21 protein-coding genes are annotated in these 20,956 nt (G+C 35.4%); 13 read left to right on the forward strand and 8 right to left on the reverse strand.

Going from position 1 to position 20,956, the window contains the following annotated elements; genetic code table 11:
• Window positions 1-133: 133 nt before the first annotated feature.
• From ACJJVI_RS08295 to ACJJVI_RS08305, 3 genes are read right to left on the reverse strand one after another with little or no spacing between them, the layout of a single operon-like run.
• Window positions 134-430, reverse strand: coding sequence for a TIGR03643 family protein (locus ACJJVI_RS08295; protein WP_106200866.1), 297 nt, complete (start codon window positions 428-430; stop codon window positions 134-136).
• 53 nt (window positions 431-483) lie between these two features.
• On the reverse strand, window positions 484-894 hold the full coding sequence (locus tag ACJJVI_RS08300) for a hypothetical protein (protein WP_405351397.1): 411 nt from the start codon (window positions 892-894) through the stop codon (window positions 484-486).
• Window positions 895-931: 37 nt separating this feature from the next.
• On the reverse strand, window positions 932-1,537 hold the full coding sequence (locus tag ACJJVI_RS08305) for an alpha-ketoglutarate-dependent dioxygenase AlkB family protein (protein WP_405351399.1): 606 nt from the start codon (window positions 1,535-1,537) through the stop codon (window positions 932-934).
• Between the two features lie 75 nt (window positions 1,538-1,612).
• On the opposite strand from ACJJVI_RS08305, the gene ACJJVI_RS08310 reads away from it, so the two are divergent.
• The 4 genes from ACJJVI_RS08310 to ACJJVI_RS08325 all read left to right on the forward strand — a co-directional run bounded on the left by ACJJVI_RS08310 (window position 1,613) and on the right by ACJJVI_RS08325 (window position 5,274).
• A complete protein-coding gene (locus ACJJVI_RS08310; RefSeq protein WP_405351401.1) occupies window positions 1,613-2,620 on the forward strand; it encodes a 3-oxoacyl-ACP synthase III family protein in 1,008 nt (335 codons plus the stop codon).
• Between the two features lie 183 nt (window positions 2,621-2,803).
• Complete coding sequence (locus tag ACJJVI_RS08315; RefSeq protein ID WP_405351403.1) at window positions 2,804-3,937, forward strand: Ig-like domain-containing protein; 1,134 nt, start codon at window positions 2,804-2,806, stop codon at window positions 3,935-3,937.
• Between the two features lie 26 nt (window positions 3,938-3,963).
• Window positions 3,964-4,668 (forward strand): hypothetical protein, encoded by a 705-nt coding sequence (locus ACJJVI_RS08320; protein ID WP_405351405.1) that lies wholly within the window; start codon window positions 3,964-3,966, stop codon window positions 4,666-4,668.
• Between the two features lie 243 nt (window positions 4,669-4,911).
• Complete coding sequence (locus ACJJVI_RS08325) at window positions 4,912-5,274, forward strand: CoA-binding protein (RefSeq protein ID WP_405351407.1); 363 nt, start codon at window positions 4,912-4,914, stop codon at window positions 5,272-5,274.
• On the opposite strand, the gene ACJJVI_RS08330 is transcribed toward ACJJVI_RS08325, so the two are convergent.
• The gene (locus ACJJVI_RS08330; protein WP_405351409.1) at window positions 5,271-6,722 is read right to left on the reverse strand and encodes a sodium:solute symporter; all 1,452 of its coding nucleotides are present in this window, start codon (window positions 6,720-6,722) and stop codon (window positions 5,271-5,273) included. The two genes, ACJJVI_RS08325 and ACJJVI_RS08330, sit on opposite strands and share 4 nt — an antisense overlap.
• 216 nt (window positions 6,723-6,938) lie before the next feature.
• Here ACJJVI_RS08330 and recR point away from each other — a divergent pair, with 216 nt between their 5' ends.
• From recR to ACJJVI_RS08350, 4 genes are all read left to right on the forward strand, one after another.
• Window positions 6,939-7,556, forward strand: a complete 618-nt coding sequence (recR, locus tag ACJJVI_RS08335) for a recombination mediator RecR (protein WP_036581944.1) — start codon at window positions 6,939-6,941, stop codon at window positions 7,554-7,556.
• Window positions 7,557-7,558: 2 nt separating this feature from the next.
• Entirely contained in the window at window positions 7,559-8,668 is a 1,110-nt protein-coding gene (locus ACJJVI_RS08340; RefSeq protein ID WP_405351411.1) for a glycosyltransferase family 2 protein, read from the forward strand.
• A 102-nt stretch (window positions 8,669-8,770) separates the two neighbouring features.
• Window positions 8,771-10,090 (forward strand): dihydrolipoamide acetyltransferase family protein, encoded by a 1,320-nt coding sequence (locus ACJJVI_RS08345; RefSeq protein ID WP_405351413.1) that lies wholly within the window; start codon window positions 8,771-8,773, stop codon window positions 10,088-10,090.
• A 131-nt stretch (window positions 10,091-10,221) separates the two neighbouring features.
• Window positions 10,222-10,506 carry a hypothetical protein gene (locus ACJJVI_RS08350; protein ID WP_042248123.1) on the forward strand — a complete coding sequence of 95 codons (285 nt, stop codon included), beginning with the start codon at window positions 10,222-10,224 and terminating at the stop codon, window positions 10,504-10,506.
• Window positions 10,507-10,530: 24 nt separating this feature from the next.
• On the opposite strand, the gene ACJJVI_RS08355 is transcribed toward ACJJVI_RS08350, so the two are convergent.
• Window positions 10,531-11,670: a glycosyltransferase gene (locus tag ACJJVI_RS08355; RefSeq protein WP_405351415.1), complete on the reverse strand. Its 1,140-nt coding sequence runs from the start codon at window positions 11,668-11,670 to the stop codon at window positions 10,531-10,533.
• 30 nt (window positions 11,671-11,700) lie between these two features.
• Between ACJJVI_RS08355 and ACJJVI_RS08360 the strand changes: the two genes are divergently transcribed.
• Window positions 11,701-12,546 carry a glycosyltransferase family A protein gene (locus ACJJVI_RS08360; RefSeq protein WP_348021772.1) on the forward strand — a complete coding sequence of 282 codons (846 nt, stop codon included), beginning with the start codon at window positions 11,701-11,703 and terminating at the stop codon, window positions 12,544-12,546.
• 13 nt (window positions 12,547-12,559) lie between these two features.
• Window positions 12,560-12,955, forward strand: coding sequence for an FdtA/QdtA family cupin domain-containing protein (locus ACJJVI_RS08365; RefSeq protein ID WP_036581930.1), 396 nt, complete (start codon window positions 12,560-12,562; stop codon window positions 12,953-12,955).
• Here the strand turns inward: ACJJVI_RS08365 and ACJJVI_RS08370 are convergent.
• Genes ACJJVI_RS08370 through ACJJVI_RS08380 form a run of 3 tightly spaced genes read right to left on the reverse strand, consistent with a single transcriptional unit; the run spans window position 12,941 to window position 15,316 of the window.
• Window positions 12,941-13,882: a glycosyltransferase family 2 protein gene (locus tag ACJJVI_RS08370; RefSeq protein WP_052403537.1), complete on the reverse strand. Its 942-nt coding sequence runs from the start codon at window positions 13,880-13,882 to the stop codon at window positions 12,941-12,943. The two genes, ACJJVI_RS08365 and ACJJVI_RS08370, sit on opposite strands and share 15 nt — an antisense overlap.
• Window positions 13,879-14,622 carry a glycosyltransferase family 2 protein gene (locus ACJJVI_RS08375; RefSeq protein ID WP_348021774.1) on the reverse strand — a complete coding sequence of 248 codons (744 nt, stop codon included), beginning with the start codon at window positions 14,620-14,622 and terminating at the stop codon, window positions 13,879-13,881. Before ACJJVI_RS08375 ends, ACJJVI_RS08370 begins: the two co-directional genes overlap by 4 nt.
• A gap of 10 nt (window positions 14,623-14,632) precedes the next feature.
• Window positions 14,633-15,316: a cell division ATP-binding protein FtsE gene (locus ACJJVI_RS08380; protein ID WP_036581927.1), complete on the reverse strand. Its 684-nt coding sequence runs from the start codon at window positions 15,314-15,316 to the stop codon at window positions 14,633-14,635.
• A gap of 126 nt (window positions 15,317-15,442) precedes the next feature.
• On the opposite strand from ACJJVI_RS08380, the gene ACJJVI_RS08385 reads away from it, so the two are divergent.
• The 3 genes from ACJJVI_RS08385 (at window position 15,443) to ACJJVI_RS08395 (ending at window position 20,929) form a co-directional block, all read left to right on the forward strand.
• Window positions 15,443-18,463 (forward strand): tetratricopeptide repeat protein, encoded by a 3,021-nt coding sequence (locus tag ACJJVI_RS08385; RefSeq protein WP_348021775.1) that lies wholly within the window; start codon window positions 15,443-15,445, stop codon window positions 18,461-18,463.
• Between the two features lie 11 nt (window positions 18,464-18,474).
• Entirely contained in the window at window positions 18,475-20,217 is a 1,743-nt protein-coding gene (locus ACJJVI_RS08390; protein ID WP_405351418.1) for a hypothetical protein, read from the forward strand.
• A 172-nt stretch (window positions 20,218-20,389) separates the two neighbouring features.
• Window positions 20,390-20,929, forward strand: a complete 540-nt coding sequence (locus tag ACJJVI_RS08395; protein WP_193741947.1) for a hypothetical protein — start codon at window positions 20,390-20,392, stop codon at window positions 20,927-20,929.
• Window positions 20,930-20,956: the final 27 nt, after the last annotated feature.

Consider the following 20,956-nt stretch of genomic DNA (forward strand, 5'->3'; position numbering starts at 1 on the left):
GTAATAAAACTAATTTGTTACAACTTATTTTGATAATTTTCTGAAAATAAACGTGTTGAAAAAAGTTGTCATTAAAAAAGGAGCAAACTTAATTTGCTCCTTTAGCTCCTTTAGCTCCTTAAAAGGATTATAACTATCGTTTTGATACTTTATTATTTGATATATGACGTTGTCTAGAGCAGCGGAAACGGTCCATTTCTGGATCACGTTGTGCGACATGTTTTGTAGATCGACCTTGCACTCGTGCTCGCCACATACGGAAACTACTTTCCTTCATCTGGTTACGCATGATTTTAATTACTTGACTTTCTGTAACGCCAAACTGTGCCTCGATAGCATCAAAAGGCGTACGATCTTCCCAGCCCATTTCTATAATACGGTCTATTGCTCGTTCATCTAGGTCTTTTAAAATATCTTTTGCTCTTGCCATATGAGTGAAGTCGTAAATAATCCCTAAGCTTTACGTTTTGAGAAAACTTTATTTTAAAGGGTCACACCAGCATTATCAACGCTTGCAGGTTTGTCTTTTCTAAGAGAGAAATTTAAATCAGTCCATCGAGTTCCTTTAATTCCTTTGAGCTGCAATCCATTACCGCTTTTTTGAACAGAAAATAGAAATAGAGCTAGGCCTTTATTAGGATTAGTATCTTGATTTTCTATAACGTTAAGACCATATGTATTTACCATTCGGTCGTTTTCATTATTGGATAGGGTAAAGCTTAACGTCTCCCAAGCACAACCTTCAGTACAAACTAATTGGAGTTCGTTGTTTTCTAGCATTTCTATTGATATTAGAAATTCCTTCTCATCGTTTTTTACTTTTTCAGATGAAAAAAGTAGACTACTAGAAAATAAAATAAGAATCAAATTTATCGTAACATATGTGATTTTCATAAAATGAAATTTGATTTAAAGATAAGTATAAATGATTTTACAACTCAACGATCTTTCTAAAAGTAAGGTTGATGCGTTCATCAATAAGTCTTTTCGTTTTGGCAATTTGATGTTTATAGGTATGTTGTGTTTGACCTGCCATAACTAATAAGCTACCATGTTGTAGTGGGAATTTAAATTTCCAGTCTTTATTATTACGATGTTTTAAATGAAAAAACCTTTCTTGACCTAGACTTATAGAAGCAATTACCGGATTGATTCCTAGTTCTTTTTCATTATCTGCGTGCCAGCCGTTGGAGTCTTGTCCATCTCTATACCTGTTGATTAGACATATATTAAAAGTTGCGCCTGTAGCTTTTTCAACATCTTCTTTGATTTTTTGTAATGTGGTAGTCCATAGTAAGGCATCATAAGAGATATTGCTGTATCCATATTTTATTCCTGGATCGCCATAGAGTTGCGTTAGTCTAGGTTCGTCGTGTTCTTTACCATAAACCGTAATCTTATTTTGTCTCCATGGTGTTTCGTTAAGTAGTTTGGATAGTAGTTGTTGCGCTTCCGCGAAAGCGTAAAAGTTACCATCATAATGCACTCGAGCATCTGGTATATCTGGAAAATCTGATGGGAACAAATTGTTATGCATGCATATTAAATTAAGGAAAACTTCTAGTACCTTATGTAGAGTAGGTCTTATCTTGCGACCCTTACAAAGATAAATATGTATACTTCTCGCATTACCGGAATGGGAAAATATGTCCCAGAAAATATAGTTACTAACGATGACCTTTCTAAATTAATGGATACTAACGACGCGTGGATTCAGGAACGCACTGGTATTAAGGAAAGACGTCATATTAAAAAAGGTGACGGAAATTCTACTGCTGTCATGGGTGTTAAAGCTGCAGAAATGGCACTAGAACGTGCTAAGGTCTCAAAAGATGACATCGATATGATCGTGTTTGCCACCTTATCGCCAGATTATTATTTCCCTGGTTGTGGTGTACAAGTTCAAGAATTGATGGGTATTCATACCTGTCCGGCGATAGATGTGCGCAACCAGTGTAGTGGTTTTGTATATGCTCTGTCAGTTGCAGATCAATTTATTAAAACCGGTATGTATAAAAATGTACTCGTGATAGGATCAGAGAATCATAGCGGTGGATTAGATTTTACCACTCGCGGTAGATCTGTGTCAGTGATTTTTGGTGATGGTGCAGGAGCTGCAGTTCTTTCAAGAAGTGAAGTGGATGGTCACGGAATTCTTTCTACACATTTACATAGTGAAGGTAAACATGCGCTAGAGTTATCGCTTAAAGGTCCATCTACTAACCATTGGGTACCTCAATTAATTGAAGAAAATCCGCAAGAGGATATTCCTTATTATCCATATATGAACGGTCAGTTTGTGTTTAAAAATGCAGTTGTACGTTTTAGCGAGGTGATTATGGAAGGTTTAAAGGCAAACAATCTTGAGGTAAGTGATATTGATATGCTAGTTCCACACCAAGCGAACTTGCGTATTTCTCAATTTATTCAAAAGAAATTTCAGTTATCAGACTATCAGGTTTACAATAACATCCAGAGATATGGTAATACCACTGCGGCATCCATTCCTATCGCATTATGTGAGGCATGGGAAGAAGGTAAGGTTAAGGAAGGTGATACGGTTGTATTAGCAGCCTTTGGTAGTGGATTTACATGGGCTAGTGCTGTGATCAAATGGTAGTTTATTAAATTTTTATTCTTTAAGATCATCTTCACATTATTTATCTAATGGGTTGAATAACCTAGTGTTGTCAACTTTAATCGTTAATTGCAGCCCATTTATGGAGTATTTTAACTTACTGAGATACATTTAACCAGTAAGTTAGTTTACTACTTTAATATTGCAGTCCAATTTAAGGTATTCATGAGATTAAACTTTTTTTGTAGACTTAATTTAGAATTGTTTTTTACAATTGCTTTATTTTTTTCTTTTACCATTAGTGCCTTAAGTCAGTCCCAAGCAAATTCTATTCGTACTGACGTAACTTTTCAATGGTTGGATGTTCAGGCTAATAATAATCAGCCAGCTACTTTAGAATCGATAACTATTGGCACTGAGGTTTATGATATTATGGCTGTTCCTTCTGCTTATGAATTAACTCGTCTAGGGCCAGATGGGCATGGTAGAAATGAGATAAGACATGGAAATGTAATAATCAACAATAATAGTTCTAACATCGATTGGAATGATGATGCTCTGAAATCATTTCAAGATAGAGATTTAACGCATTATTTTACTTCAAATCATAATGGCGATGACATATGTACTGATTTTCCTGCTGTAGCAACTACTGACTCACAAATTCAAACTTTAAGGTATAGTCCTGGTATACCGTCAAATGAAGGTGGGATAATTGCAATAACAGAGCGTAATTCTAACAACTGCTTTTACATTTCGTTTTATGGAGAACCTTCCGGTGGTGGTCCTGAGGTTTTTTTAGGGGATACGTTTGTATTGCCAAATACTACTCAAAGTGGTCCTTTATTTAATGCTCCTCCAGTAGGTGTCGATTATTGGAACTCTGGTCGTGTAGTCCATAATAATGGGACGATTGGAATTGCAATTTTTACTTTAGAGGATTTAGCTCCTGTCGGTTCAGTAATTACAAGAGTTGATTTCACGGCATCTTCAAATGATCATGGAGATGGTAAAATGTTAATTTTACAGCGATATGCATCATCAAAAAACGAAGAAGGATGTAGAAACAACACCTTTAATGGAACAGTAAAAGATAGTAGCAGTCCAGCAGGATCTACGTTTACAGTAATCTCTTCACCAGATCCGGCGGGAGAAAGTTTTACTTTTTCAAGCAATGGTGATTATACATATACACCTAGCCCTGGGTTTATAGGGGACGTAGTTTTTGAGTACGAGATTTGTTTACCAGCGCCTAATGACACTACATGTGATCGAGAGGTAGTTACTATTAATTTTCAGACTGGTGCAGCGTGTGTCTGTAGTTCAGGAAATGCCAATGCCCCAATGTTGGGCAACTAAAAATTATCAAATTTAAGAGTGCAATTATGAATAAATTAAATATTCTACTAATTCTAGTGTTGTTTGTTACAACTATTTCCGTTGCTCAGGTTGGAATTGGTACAACTAATCCTCAAGAGACTCTTCATGTGTCTGGAGTTAATAGTACAGTACGTGTTGATGGCTTAAATAGTTCAAGTCATTCACGTAATTTAGGTGGTTCTACAAATTATAACGTCATGGTCGATTCTGAAGGAACGATGACTTTAGGAAAACAATCTGGAGAGCTTCTTTCAGTTTCTAACTTAGCATCGCCCGTGGTTGTACAAACTCTACCTGATTCTGGTTTAAATTCAGAAGAATTATATACTAGAAACTTTGTGCTAGAAGAAAGAGCACTCGTTGTAATAACATTTTATGTAGCTGTTGATTTTAAAACATATGATGGAACAAATATGATAGATGATGGTAGGGCAAAGGTTGCTCACAATTACTTTTATTTAGGAGATGGTACAACTGCCGATACTACAAAATCTTATGGGATGACTAGTGTTGTATATTCAAATGTCAATTGTGATACTACCACTGGATATATCTATAATTCTAGATCCATGACAATCGCCTTAGAAGCAGGTACTCATAGTATTCACTTACAAGGTGCTGTTTATGGAGGTGGATTGAATAGTGACGCTGCGTTTAGTGCCTCTTTTGGTAATGGTGATCGCCTTGATATTCAGGCTATATACCTATAAAGCTTTATTACTGATTATTACGATAATCTCTTAAACTTTTACAAATCAAAAACCCGAGCCTGCAAGCTCGGGTTTTCTAAATCGTATAATAACACTAACCATTAATTATGAATCATACGATTGTTATCTTGAACTTTTCTTTTTCATAAAATTCAATCTTAATCAAATAAATCAAAGGGTAATCAACCTCTTCATCTAAAAGACGATACATTTGTATTATTGTTACAGCAATTATCTTAAAATATGTCTAAAAAAACATTAGTACTTGGAGCGTCACTTAAAGAAGAACGTTATTCAAATATCGCTATCTATAGATTGCGCAAGTTTAATATTGAGACTGTGGCCATAGGTATGCGCACAGGTATGGTGGACGATGTAAAAATTCATAAAGAACTATTGCCATTTATAGGTGTTGATACAGTAACGCTATACCTTAATGCACAACGTCAAACTCAGTATTATGATTACATCATAAGTTTAAAGCCTCAACGCGTTATATTTAATCCAGGAACTGAGAATCCAGAGTTCTATGAGAAATTAAATCAAGCTGGTATTGCATCTGAGGTAGCTTGTACCTTAGTACTTTTAGGTACAGGACAATATTAGTTTTTTGTAAATAAGGATGCAGTTAGTAGTCCAATAAACGTCACTGCTCCATTAAGTAGCAAGATAAAAAAGCCAAATTCAAACCCGAACATTTCAAGAGCTAGCCAACTTAGTATATAGGCTATAAATGGTGATGCTACCGCAATAAAAGGTGTTGCGATATGATGTACTCTGAGTCTCGTCAAGATTCCGAATGAGAATAACCCCAGCAATGGGCCATAAGTATAACCTGCAAATGTGAACAGCTTATTAATAACGCTATCATCTTTTATCAGGTATTCAAAACTCACAATAACTAGAATAAGAATTACTGAAAAACTTACATGTATCAATTTGCGCAGTAGGTTTTGCTTTTTTACTTCATAGCGTTCTTCTATTTTTAAGATGTCGACAGAAAATGAAGTGGTAAGTGATGTAAGTGCACTGTCTGCGCTAGAATAAGCTGCAGCAATTAAACCTAATATAAATACGAGACCTAGACCTATTCCCATTTTGGTCTGTAATGCGATTGTAGGGAATAAGGCGTCTTTGTGAGCATCTATTCCAGTTGATATCGCATACTCTGTCAATAGAACTCCTAATCCTAAAAAGATCAGATTGACAAAAGTCAATACGATGGTAAACCAAAACATGTTCTTTTGTGCCTCTTTTAAACTACGGCAGGTTAAGTTCTTTTGCATCATGTCTTGGTCCAGTCCTGTCATAACTATAGCGATAAAGGCACCAGCCATAAATTGTTTGACAAAATGTTGACCGCTTTTCCAGTCATCCCAAAAGAATATTTGTGAGATCTCACTATCACCTATAAAAGAGGTGATTTCTCCTATTCCATTTAAACCTAGTCCGTCCGACACAAAATAGATGGCAACTCCTACAGCAATAAGCATAAAGAGAGTTTGCAATGTATCAGTCCAGACAATCGTTTTGATTCCAGATTTGAACGTATATAGCCATATAAGTATAACCGTTAACGTAACCGTTTGCCAGAACTGAATTCCCATACTTTCAAAAACAAAATCCTGTAAAACTCCAGCAATTAAGTAAAGGCGGAAACTCGCACCTACGACTCTAGATAATAAAAAGAAACTAGAACCTGTGTATTGTGCTGCACTTCCATAACGGTCGTTCAAATAACTATAAATAGAAGTTAGGTTCATCCGATAGTACAGTGGTAACAGTACTAATCCTATAACCACATAGCCTAATATATAGCCCAGTACCACTTGAAAATAATTCATCGCGCCCAGTTCTACCGCGCCAGGCACAGATATAAAAGTCACGCCACTTAATGAAGCGCCTATCATCCCAAAAGCTACTACATACCACGGCGAGCTGCGATTACCTCTAAAAAATGTAGCGCTATCGCCTTTACGACCTACAATGAAAGAAATCAAAATAAGCACGGCAAAGTATACCGCAATGGTTATAAGAATTTGAGTAGAAGACACAGATTGAATTTTAATGCTAAAATACTGATAGAATTTCTAATTTAAGAGACAAACGCTTTAGTGATTTAGTGGTATTGCTGGTTTTATTTATAGGTGTATTTAATAACTACTTTTTTAATATCTAAATAGGATGCGTTTCATGGGTAAATTAAAATTGATCAATTCCTTACCACACAAGACTTATCGCTAATAACACATCTCTTATATTTGTAGCACATGAATTTTTCCTCAAAAATATTAGAAGAAGCTGTTAATCAAGTCTCGCAATTACCAGGTATAGGTAAGCGCACGGCCTTGCGATTAGTATTACATTTAATGCGACAGCCCGCAAATCAGACAGACGTTTTATCACAAGCGCTTACTAATATGCGTCATGATTTAAAATTTTGTAAAAACTGTCATAATGTAAGTGATGTCGATATCTGTGAGATATGTGCCAGTCATAATAGAGATAAAACCATCGTTTGTGTGGTAGAAGATATACGCGATGTAATGGCGATAGAAAATACCAGCCAGTATAGAGGTTTATATCATGTTCTTGGTGGAAAAATAAGCCCGATGGACGGTATAGGTCCACAAGATTTAAATATTAAATCTTTGATACAACGCATTCAGAATGATGGAGTTCAAGAACTAATTTTTGCGCTCAGTCCAACTATAGAAGGAGACACGACTAATTTTTATATATTTAAACAGCTCAATGGTTTAGAGGTGAACACATCTACCATAGCCAGAGGAATCGCTGTAGGTGATGAACTAGAATTTGCAGATGAGGTTACTTTGGGGCGCAGTATCTTACATCGTGTTCCTTATGAAAACTCGCTAAAAAACTAAATTTGGATTTATCCATTATCATACTTAATTATAATGCCGCAGCTTTTCTAGAGCAGTGTTTATATAGTGTTCTAAAAGCGGTCAACAATATTGATGCAGAAGTAATTGTGGTTGATAACGACTCTACAGATCACAGTATTGAGATGTTGCAAAACATTTTTCCACAAGTTAAGTTGATTACAAATCATGAAAATCTAGGGTTTTCAAAAGGTAATAATATTGGAGTGCAACACGCGCAAGGTGATTACCTATGCATTCTTAATCCCGATACGGTTGTTGGAGAAACTGTGTTTGATGAGGTTCTCGCTTTCGCGAAAGCGAATCCACAAATAGCATTTACTACTACACAGCTTATAGATGGTACCGGAACCTACCTGCCAGAAAGCAAGCGCAACGTCCCAACTCCACAAATAGCTAGACAAAAGATTTTAGGTAATGATTCTAAATATTATGCTAGTCATTTACAAAAAGATGATAATGGAGAGGTTGAAGTCTTAGTAGGAGCAATGATGGTTTGTAAAAAGTCGGTTTATGAGAAGTTAGGTGGTTTTGACTCAATATATTTTATGTATGGTGAAGACATTGATCTAAGTTACACTGCGTTACAACATGGCTATCAGAATTATTATTTAGGCAAGCTTAAAGTTATACATTTTAAAGGCGAAAGTACTGTAAAGGATAGAAAATACTTAGAGCGTTTTTATGGCGCGATGGGGCTGTTTTACAATAAACATTTTAAGAAGTCTAAAATTGAAAAAGCATTAGTAGATTTGGCTTTAAAAGGTATTATTGCTACAAAATCTATTGAAAATGAAAGCGTTGTAAGTACAAGTAACTCATATAGAGTTTTGGTTACCAATGATAATAAGCTTCAAATAGGTTTTTGTGATAAGGTAGCTACTTATAAGCAGTTGTCTGATCTTAAGTGGAATTCTCAAACACAATTTATCTGGGATACGGCCACACTTTCCTTTGATGAAATAATCAACTTTATGGCCGGCAATACATCCTCACAATATACCTATCGTTTCTTAAATTTTAAACGTAATTTGATTATAGGAAGTGATAGTAGTTCTTCTCGTGGAGAGGTTAAAGAGCTGATACTTGAATAGCTGAAACTTAAAATAGTCCTAACGCGAGATAAATTGTGCTTTTCTTTCTTTAGAATTCTTACTTTTGCAACTTCTAAGAAAACGATATAGTTACTATACGATATGGCAAAATTTGAACTTAAATTACCTAAAATGGGTGAGTCTGTGGCTGAGGCTACAATTACTTCATGGCTTAAAAATGTAGGTGACACGATAGAGGCTGATGAGGCCATTCTTGAAATCGCAACAGATAAGGTAGATAGTGAAGTCCCTAGTGAAGTGGATGGAACGCTTGTAGAAGTACTCTTTCAAGTAGATGATGTAGTTCAAGTAGGCCAGACGATAGCTATTATTGAGACAGATGGCGATAACGCATCTGTTCCAGCACCAGCTGCAACAGAAACTACTGCACCAGCAGCGATAACTGTTGAGACAGCAAGTGCACAGGTAGAAAAAGGTATGGAAACTGCTGCACCAGTAGATTATACTGATTCAGATAGTTTTTATTCTCCATTAGTAAAAAACATTGCCAAAGAAGAAAATATTTCTTTGCAAGAACTAGAGTCTATAAAAGGTACTGGTAGTAATGGTCGTGTGACTAAAAATGATATACTTAGTTACGTAGCAGATAAGAAAGCTGGTAAAACAACTACCGCTGCTGCACCACAAGCTAAAACAACTGCGCCAGCCAGTGCGCCAGTTCAAAAACCAGCGGCGCCAGTTAGTGTAAACGGTGGTGATGAGATAATTGAAATGACGCGTATGGGGAAACTTATTTCTCATCACATGATTGCATCAGTTCAAACTAGTGCTCATGTTCAAAGTTTTATTGAATGTGATGTTACTAATATCTGGAACTGGAGAAAGAAACATAAAGACGCCTTTGCAAAAAGAGAAGGAGAAAACCTGACGTTCACACCTATTTTTATGGAAGCCGTTGCTAAGGCTCTTAAAGAATTCCCGATGATGAACATAGCGGTAGATGGTGATAACATTATCAAGCGCAAGAATATTAATCTAGGTATGGCAGCTGCTCTACCAGATGGTAATTTAATTGTACCAGTTATTAAAAATGCTGATCAATTAAATCTGATGGGAATGGCAAAAGCTGTAAATGACCTGGCTAGAAGATCTAGAGATGGTAAGTTAAAGCCAGATGATACACAAGGTGGGACTTATACAGTTACTAATGTCGGTACTTTCGGGTCTGTATTAGGAACTCCTATTATCAATCAACCGCAAGTTGGTATTCTTGCGCTAGGAGCAATCAGAAAAGTTCCTGCAGTTGTAGAAACACCACAAGGTGATTTTATAGGAATACGTATGAAGATGTTCTTATCACACAGTTATGATCACAGAGTAGTCAATGGAGCGCTAGGTGGACAGTTTGTTCAACGAGTAGCGCAATTATTAGAAGGATTTGATGATAAACGTGAGATCTAGAATTAAATAATTACTTTATCATATTTTTATTGAAAAACCGCTTCAGTATTCTGAAGCGGTTTTTCAATTTACTTAGGTTTCATAACTCATGATTCATAAACAATTACTTAAAAACACCTTACCTTTGTCACATGGAAAAAGATATCTACTTACAGCAAATCGATTACTTTAAAGGTGCTAGGGTACTGCATTATTTTGAGTTTGTAGAGCCACAAGAAGTGAAGGACGAATATTTCAATGTTCATGAAATTCACGCTGTTGTTATCTGTGATTATGAAGGCGAAGAAACCATGTTGTTCTATCTAGATGATGGTCTAGAAGTGGTCTTAGAATTCGAATTTATGATTCCTAAACAGGCAAAAGAACAAGCTGCGACAGATTTTAATGGTATCGATATCCAGTGGAAGAATAGATAATCCACTTATTTTTGGATTTCTTTTTTAAGCGATATATAAAGCCTGATACTTTCTAGCAGTGTCAATAGCATTATGATGTCTCTCTACAAATTCTCTAGCTTCTTTACCTAATTTAAAAATTTCATCAGGATGTTCGATGAGGTTAGATAGTTCTTGCACTAGATAATTAACATCTGGTTTTGCATCTATAAGTGGAGCCTTTTCAAGTTCATAAGCCTTTAAAAATGGCGTCCCAGCTCCTGCAAAAACAACTTTACCTTGTGCCATAGCTTCTAGCGCATTATAACCTTGATCATAACTAAGGGCTTGATCTAGTAAGATGTGACTTTTTCGATAGGATTTGATATATTCATCATAAGGCAAATTTTCGGCAATAGTGATGTTTACTTTTTGGCCATATTTAGATTTTAAAATATCAAGAGCTTTTTCAAAATAAGGAATCCCTTTTTTAAAATAGTTACCTCTATTAATTCCCATAAAAATTTCTATAGGTTGCGCGATATGATTTTGATGCAATTCAAGTTGCTCCATAATTATTGCGCTGGGAATCATATTAGCACATTTAGACTCGTCACTTAATGCCATTTGAAAATCAGTATGAGATGGTATGATGGCTTTGCACTTGCTTAATAATCGATCATAATTCTCTCGATATCCTTTTTTAAGGTATTTAAAAGTATGGAGATATTGGTTTTTTAGAGAAGTGTCTTCTAGATATGGTGTCAGTATACTGTAGCCTTGATGTTTTTTGGTTAGAAACTGTGCATATGGATAGTCATCTCCACAAGCTACTAAAAAAGCTTTGTTATTATTTTTAAGAAGATAATCAATCATTTGCCACTCGATCGGTGGTTCACAACCCAGCGCGTTTGAATTGATAAATTGAACGATATCATAACCTTTCATAAGATGCTCGCTTTCGCGGAAGCGTGCTAAACGGATATTATCCTCTAGATTATGACCGGTGAGTTTCCACCAGGCTACTTTAACTTTTTCTCTTAACCAGTCTCTTCTAAAGTAATCGCTGCCTACTTCTATGTCTACAGGAAATTTTTTAAAACCATCACCATCGCCCACAAGAGTTACCTCGTGACCTAATTGTTGAAGTCCATATTTAAGAGAATTGTGAAAACCACTGTACTCGCCTATGAGCAAAATGCGCATAAAAGTTATCTTTGACGTAAAGATACACTGTTGAATTCATACACTAATCAAGATTTACAAATCCTTATCGCAACGATGAATAGGAGCGATTTGTCTTTTCTTGAGGCTATGTTTCAATGTAAGGTAAGTGAGATTAAGTATCACCTTATTGTTGTTAATCAGTCTAAAACCGAAAACCTTAGCTCAGAATACGACAACATTCAGGTTATTAATGATCACAGTTTTGGTCTTTCTCGCAGTCGCAACCTTGCTATTGAAAAAGCTTCTGCTGCTATTTGTTGGATATTAGATGATGACTGTATTCTTATGGATAATGCTGTTGACAAAGTTATTGCAGCTCATAACCATTGTGAACACGAGATAATTACTTTTCAGACAGCAATAAGGAAAGATTTACTTTTTAGAAACTATGCTGTTGTTGAAGAAACGCTTTCGCGTAAGCAAGTAGAAAATGTGCTTTCTCCAGAAATAACTTTTAAAAGAGAATCTATTCATGAGAGTTCAATTCAATTTGACACAAGATTTGGATTAGGTGCTCAATTTGGAGATAGTGAGAATTATGTATTCTTGACTGATGCTATTGATAAGAATCTAAGAGTTCAATTTGTACCACAAACCATTGTTAAACATGATGCTCATACCAGCAGTGATGAACCAGTAAATAATCGAGTGATTTATGCACGTGGAGCACTAGCGGCTAGAGAAAATCTATGGACAGCACAAATGAAGCAGTTTAAATATGTATTTTTCTTGTGGCGTAAAGGCTATGTGAAAGGTTGGCGCAATTTATATGATAAATACATGGTTTTTAATCACGGCATGAATGATTACTTGACTGGTTTTGAAGGTCATCGTATAGGTCATCCAGACTTATAGTTATATTTACCACATGGATGTAAAAATTATTGATATTCCTAAAATTACAGACCCAAGAGGAAATCTTGCGGTCATAGAAGGTGATACCATTCCTTTTAAAATGGAACGCGTCTACTATTTATATGATGTTCCTAGCTCATCACAACGTGGTGGTCATGCGCATAAAGAGTTGAGACAGCTTATTGTAGCGTTAAGTGGTAGCTTTGATGTAGTCCTAGATGATGGTAATGAGCAAAAAACTGTCACGCTTAATAAGCCAGATAAAGGTCTGTTAATACCTACCATGGTTTGGCGCGAATTAGAGAATTTCTCTAGTGGCTCTGTATGTATGGTTGTTGCTTCTATGGAGTTTAGTGAAGATGACTACATCAGAGACTATAATGAATTTAAAGACTTAGCCAGTTCTTAAATCTAACCCAATTACTTCAAGAATTTTTTTGGTCTTGTGAAGTGCTTTAAGTTGCAAACGACTCATTTTTAATAACTGTTGTTGTTTACATGATAGATGGTCCAAGTCGATTTTTCTTTGATAGTATACAGCTCTTTCTATAAGGCCGTACATTCTATAATTTACTGCTATTGAGAACCTATTAATGTCTAGATATTTTTTTAATCCTTCAACGGCTTCATATTTTTCTTCATAACAGTCAAAGTTGGTTACCGTTCTTTTAAGAATGTGTACAGCATCAGATCTGTTATCTGCTTGTTTGTCAATAATTACAGTAGCTTTATTATTAAAAGCAACAGTTTTTGTTAACCCGACTTTTATTAAAAAATCAGTGTCCTCAGTATGCGTCAGTTCTTCATTGTAATAAATAGGATCGTTTCCTATTAAACGCATGCAGTAACTAGAAGAGCTTAAAATAGAGTTGAGGTAGTTTGCCTTAAAAAAAGGTTTCACTATTTGAGTCTCTTGATCTTTAAGGTTGCTGAATTTAGTTCGGTTCCATCGCGATTCACCTATTTTAAGGTGATAGTTATTTGCAAATACAGAAGCTTCTGGAAATTTTTCAATCAGCTGTTCTATTTGCTCCATGTGATTATCTAACCAGTAATCGTCAGCGTCTAGAAATGCTACATATTCATAACCATTTTTTAGGGCAGTTTTAATTCCTCTATTTCTAGTAAAACTCACACCATGATTAGGTTGTGATATATAGGATAGTCTAGGATTATCAACTTTTTCAACAACTGAAGCGCTATAGTCTGTAGAACCGTCATCTATAACTAGTAAATCACAAGAAACAGTTTGTTCTAAAACTGAATTTATAGCACGTTCAATAGTAGCCTGTTTATTGTACACAGGTATAATAACAAGTATGTTAGGGTTACTCATCGAGTTATTCTTGAAAACAATCCTTTCGTTATATTAAAAATAACTTTTAATTTACTGTTTCTATTTATTGCGTTAAGATAATAAATTGAAAACAAGTCTTTTCTAAAGTAATGATCCTTTGTTCTAGAACTGTATCCACCATCTGCATAATGTGCAATAACTCTGTTGAAATACTGATTTGTTATTTCAGAATTAAAAAACCAATTGATATTATGAGCCCAGTCTGCGTGAGTTCTATATTTTAAATTAAAATAGCCAGTGAGTTCAAAAACTCTTCTGTGAAAAAAGATCGATTGATGTGCAATGTTTTTGTGAAATATTAATTGATCGTCGCATTTACCCATATAGCTAGAGCCTAATGATGGGCTTTGTACATTACCATATATAACATCTGTACTGGTTAAGATAAGTTGCTGGTGAATGTCTGCTAGAACTGTAGTGTCGATAAGATAATCGTCTGCGCCCAAAAAATAAAGGTATATACCATTTGCCTTTTTAATTCCATTATTCATAGCATCATAAATTCCATCATCTGATTGAGAGGTGATAGAAATAGGATGGTCAAGATTCAAAAAAGACTTGGCAATCTGTACAGTAGTATCGCTGGACTCGCCGTCCATGATTATAATTTCAAAACTAGTAAAGGTTTGAGAAAGAATACTGTCTATAGCTGTAGCAAGAGTTGAAGACGCGTTATAAGTAGGTATGATAATGCTAAAAAATGGGCGAACTTCTTGCATCTGTATGAACTTATAGTGTTTTTTGAACTACTTCAAATACTTCGCCACCATCGCATTTTAAAGTTTTTGACGGATATTTCAATAACAATGCATAATCATGTGTCGCCATAAGAATGGTATTTCCATTTTTATTGATTTGTTGTAACACTTCCATAATCTCGACACTAGTTTGTGGATCTAGGTTTCCTGTAGGCTCGTCTGCAATGATAAGTTCTGGGTCATTTAAAAGCGCTCTTGCAATGGCAATGCGTTGTTGTTCTCCACCAGATAGCTCGTGCGGATATTTAAAGCCGGTCGTTTTCATACCTACTTTATCCAGTACCTGATCAATTTTCTCTTCCATCTCTGCCTTTTTCTTCCAGCCAGTGGCCTTTAAAACAAATTTGAGATTGTCCTTAATTGTACGATCAGTTAAGAGTTTAAAATCTTGAAAAACCACACCTAGTTTACGTCTTAAATACGGTATGTCACGCTCTTTTAAGGTCGATAGATTATGTTCTACTATGGTTCCTTCGCCCTTTTTAAGTGGTATATCGCCATAAAGTGTCTTCATTAAAGAACTTTTACCACTACCTGTTTTACCTATAAGATAGACAAACTCACCTTTCTTAATACTCAAGTTGACGTCCTTAAGTATCAGATTTTCTTGCTGGTAGATGTCTACATGGTTCAATGATAAAACGTGGTCTGACATAAGTATAGGTTTTGCTGTAAAGTTACACAATGCTGTGAATAAGATTATGAATAATTAAACAGACTTTATGACGTTATAGTATCGTAAGATTTTAACTTTACTTTCCTATAAATAACATAACCCGTTATGAAAAAAATCGTGCTTACTCTGTTGCTGGCTGCTACTTCTTTTATAGAGGTTAACGCACAACAGTCCAAAATATTTACAGATGACCTGCGCACTTATAATCAGGCGATTGATTTATATCAAGAGCAGCAATACATTGCAGCGCAACGTTTATTTGAAAAAGTAAAAAATCAGGTAGAAGATGATGCCATTCAAGGTAATGCGGCATATTACATCGCAAATTGTGCCGTGCGTTTGAACCAGCGCAATGCAGACGCGCTTATGGAGTCTTTCGTTGAAGAGTATCCTACTTCTACAAAACGCAATACGGCTTTTATCGATGTGGCAGATTTCTATTTTGACAATGGTAAATACAACCAGGCAGCAAAATGGTATGAAAAGGTTGATGAGAGCACGCTTTCGCGAAAGCAAAAAAGTAGATACAATTTCAATACTGGATATACTCTTGTACAAAGCAAAAAGTATGAAGAGGCAAAACCTTATCTAAATCGAGTTAGTGATGATCCAGAATATGGCTCGCAGGCTAAATATTATTTAGGATACATCGCTTATGAAGGCGACGATTATCAAGAGGCTAGTGATTTATTTGATGAAGCTGGAGAATCACCTGATGAGGATGAAAAGCTTTCTTACTATCAGGCAGATTTAAATTATAAGTTGGGGAATTTTGATAAAGCAATAGCTCTAGCGACCGAGCAAATGCCTAAATCTACAAAGCAAGAACAGTCTGAACTAAATAGAATTATAGGACAAAGTCTTTTTAATCAAGGTAAATATGATCAAGCACTACCTTATTTACAAGAATATAAAGGTGTGCGCGGCAGGTTGAATAATAACGATTACTATCAGCTAGGATATGCTTATTATAAACAAGGCGATTTTGAAAAGGCTGTAGAGACTTTTAATAAAATCGTAGATGGTGAGAACAAAACGGCACAAAATGCATACTACCATCTAGCGCAAAGCTATATTAAACTTAATAAAAGTGAAGATGCATTGAACGCTTTTAAGAAAGCGAGCGAGATGGATTTTGACGCTCAGATCCAGCAAGATGCGAGTTACAACTATGCTAAGATCAGTTATGAATATGGAAACCCGTATGATAGCGTACCTGCTGTAATACTGGCTTATCTAGAAAAATATCCAAACACGGATAAAAATGCAGAGATGAATGAATTCTTAATTGATTCATATTTCTCTTCAAAAAACTATACTGAGGCTTTGCGCCTTATGGAAGATGGACGTATTGCTGGTAATGAAGATGTATATGGTAAAGTGGCGCTTTATGAAGGTTTGAGTCAATTTAAATCAGGAGATTATAAAAAATCTATTGAAAACCTTAATAAAACCATTCAATATGCGCAGTCTGCAGATTTAAAAAAGAAAGCAACTTTTTGGAAGGCAGAAAGTTATTATGAACTCAATGATTTTCCGGCAGCACTTACCGCTTTTAATGCTGTGAAGAAAATGAATAATAGTATTGAAGAAGATAATTTATTAAATTATGATCTAGCGTACACGCAGTTTAAACTTAAAGATTATACTAATGCTATCAATACATTCACGGCTTATACAAAACAATCTGGTATTGATAATGAGCCAGCTAGATTGAATGATGCTTACCTGCGTATAGGTGATGCAAACTTTGTAAGTAAGCAATACTGGCCAGCAATGGAGGCTTATAATAAATCCATTTCAATGAATGGTTTTAATGCAGATTATGCGGCATTTCAAAAAGCTATTTCATATGGTTTTGTAGGTAAGAATGATCGTAAGATTGAAGATCTTAACGGTTTTTTAAATAAATTCAATAAATCTGCTTATCGCGATGACGTGTTGTATGAATTAGGAAATACATACATCAATACAAATAATGTTGATAAAGGTATACAGACCTATGACCGATTAATTAATGAATTTCCACAAAGTAGTTACACCTCGCAAGCGATGATGCGTAAAGGGTTACAGCTTTATAACGATTCAAAACTAGATGATGCATTAGTAGTGTTTAAAGATGTTGTAGCAAAATATCCAGGTACGCCACAAGCAAATGAAGCTGTAAGTAGTGCACGATTGATTTATGTGGATCAAAACCGTACTAATGACTATGCCGCATGGGTGCGCACACTGGACTTTGTAGATGTGAGCGATTCTGAGTTGGATGATACGGCTTATGAAAGTGCAGAGCAGCCTTATCTACAAAATGATATGTCTGGTACAACACGTTCCATGAGAAAATATCTAGAAGAATATCCTAATGGTAAACACGCATTACAAGCACACTTTTATCTAGCACAAGCATTGTTTTCTCAAGATAAAAAACAAGAGTCTATCGCTAGTTATGAATATGTGATTAATAAAGAACGCAGTGAGTTTACAGAACAAGCTTTGGCACGTTTAAGTGAGATTTACTTGGGCGATAAAGCTTATGCAAAAGCGATCCCAGTGCTCACTCAATTAGAACAACTAGCAGATTTTCCTCAAAATGTGATTTATGCACAATCTAACCTGATGAAAGCATATTATGAGCAAGAAAATTATAACCAGTCTGTGAGTTATGCAAATAAGGTGATGTCAGACGTTACTATAAGTGATAATGTAAGATCAGATGCAAACGTGATTATTGCTCGCTCAAGTTGGAAAACAGGAAATGAAGCTGCTGCAAAATCAGCTTATGAAGCGGTAAGATTGAATGCAAGTGGTACACTAGCGGCAGAGGCTACTTACTTTAAAGCTTATTTTGAACATAAAGCAAGTAATTATGACGCTGCCATCGCTACTGTGCAAAGTCTTACTAAAAACTATGCTGGTTATAAATTATGGACCTCAAAAGGTTTAGTAATTATGGGTAAATGTTATAACGCACAAGGACAAACATTAAATGCAACTACTATACTAGAATATGTCGTTGGTAATTTTGCTCAATACCCAGAAGTAGTCGCTAGCGCTCAAGCAGAATTAGACGCTATAAAAACTAACGCCGCCAAAACAAATTCATCAGTAGTTCCTGCAGGAAATTAATAAGAAGCATTATGAAATTATATCAATCATATATATCAGTTGTCATCGCATTAATAGCTTTTAGCAATGTGCAGGCACAAGTAGAAGAAGAAAGTGAATTGAATGGAGGAACCATTACGGTTGTAAAACCTTATGATCCTACCATTAGTGATGCGTTTAAAGTTAAAAGCACACCATCAGTAATTGACACGACCAAGGTTAAGAAAAAGCCAGTTACCTATAGCATTTTCTCTGTGCCGGTAGCATCTACTTTTACACCAGACAAAGGAAAATTGTCTAGACGCAAAGCTCCTAAAAGAGCAAAATTCTTTGATAATTATGCACGATTAGGTGTTGGTAATTACGTGAACATCTTAGGAGAGTTTGCAGGTAATTTTGAAATAGATAGAGACTCAGATGTAGGCGTGTTTTTTAATCATAACTCATCGCAAGGTGGTATCGATGACATTGCTTTTGACGATGATTTTTCAGATACGTCTCTAGACATATCTTATGGAAAACGCAACCGCGATTCAAATTGGGGAATTACCGCTGGTGGTAGGTATCAAACCGCAAATTGGTATGGTGTAGCACCAGTAGCGTTATCTAGTGTTCCTACCGGTATAGAGGTAGATGCTGGAACTTCTTATTTAACGATAGGCCTGTCTGGTAAAGCACAGTTTTTTGATTCTGTTTTAGAAAAAGTTGAGGTAGGGCTTTCTAATATAAGTTCTGGTAATGATGGTTCAGAAACTCGAGTAAGATTACAACCACAATTAGCATTTGAAGTGCTTGAGGAAGAAATTGCATTAGGAGTTGAGGTAGATTACTTAACCGGTTCTTTTGATACACAAGGATCGCAACCAGCGCCAGACGCATATTCTTATTTAAACATCGGAGCAAATCCTAGTATCAATCTTTATGGCGATAAGTTTAAAGTAGAGTTAGGAGCTCGATTAAATTATATCACAGACAGTGAGAATTCTGAAAGTAACTTTTATGTCTATCCAGATATTAATGCCAGCTATATATTGATGGAAGAAAAAGTGATTGCTTATACGGTCATCGGTGGTGGATTAGATATGAATACATTACAAAATTTTGCAGATGAGAACGTATTTATCGCTCCAGCAATAACCGTAGCGCCTACTAATCGTCAAGTAGATGCACAATTAGGGATCAAAGGAAAGCTATCTTCTAATTTTGGTTACAAGCTTTACGGAGGTTATAGTTTAGAAGAAAACAGATATTTCTATACTAAAGATAATAATGCCATTTTTACAGGAATCGGAGTTGAGCGACCATCCTACAATTATGCAAATACATTTGCGACTCAATATGGTGATTTAAACACATTGACTTTTGGAGGATCTGCAAGTGTGGATTTAAATACTCAATTTAATCTAACTTTAAATACTCAGTTCATGAGTTATGATGTCACTAATGGCGACGATTTTGATAACGTAGCATCGCAGTTACCAACCTTTACGGCAGATATTGTCGGTAACTATGATATCAATGATAAATGGAACATCGGGACAACGCTATACTTCGTCGGAGAACGTGATGTTTTCAGAACCGGTAACACAACGGCAACAGAAACTTTAGATTCTTTTATAGATTTGAACCTAGATATCAATTACAAAATTAATCCTAAGTTGACCGCTTTCTTAAGAGGTCACAACCTTACTGGTGGTAATTATCAGTACTACCTAGATTATCCAGTACAGAATTTACAGATTTTAGGTGGTGCTGTATATAAGTTTGATTTTTAAAATTTCGCTTTCGCGAAAGTGTATGACTTACCATTAAGTTGTCTTTATATACTAGTAGTATGAGTGAAATGTTTGAGTTAAGACATCAACCAGAATGAATCGTTAGTAGTAATGTCTTAAACGTTTTGTTGTCAGTGATTTCTATAGTTGTTAGTCAATAAAACATGGTGTTATGAAAACATTACTAAGAACAATTTTAATTTTAGTTGGAGTTGCTTTTATAGGATTTCTTATAGTGGTAGATGTTGTTGATAGAGGTCAATATTATTCTAGATATATTCCAGAAGATGAGTTGGAGGAGTTTTATTTGTATAAAACACCAGCTCAACAAAAAGAAGCTTTTCAAGAAAATTTTGGTTCCGGAAAATATAGGTTTCCCAGAGATGAGGTTAATAAAGTAAAGTTACTTAAAAATGATTTTTTGATAAGTCGTTTAACTTCAACTACAGTTTCTGAAAAAGATAAAAATAGACTATTAGAGTTCTTTAATAATCCTGATAATTTTGATTGGTCTGAGACCACTTGGGATATAAAAGAGTCAGAATACATCTTAAGATTTTACAATTCAGGGAATAAAGAAATTGGAAAAATTTGGCTTTGTTTAGAAGGCTGTGGGATGACAAAATCAGAGCCGTTTTCTCCCAATATGAAATACGGAGCTATGAGTTCCATTGGTAAAGCACGCTTAAAAACAATCCTCGATAGGATATAGTTTATGTGATACTCCACCAAAACTTTC

It is taken from the genome of Nonlabens sp. Asnod3-H03 (genome assembly GCF_045063665.1).
Classification (GTDB): Bacteria; Bacteroidota; Bacteroidia; order Flavobacteriales; family Flavobacteriaceae; genus Nonlabens; species Nonlabens ulvanivorans.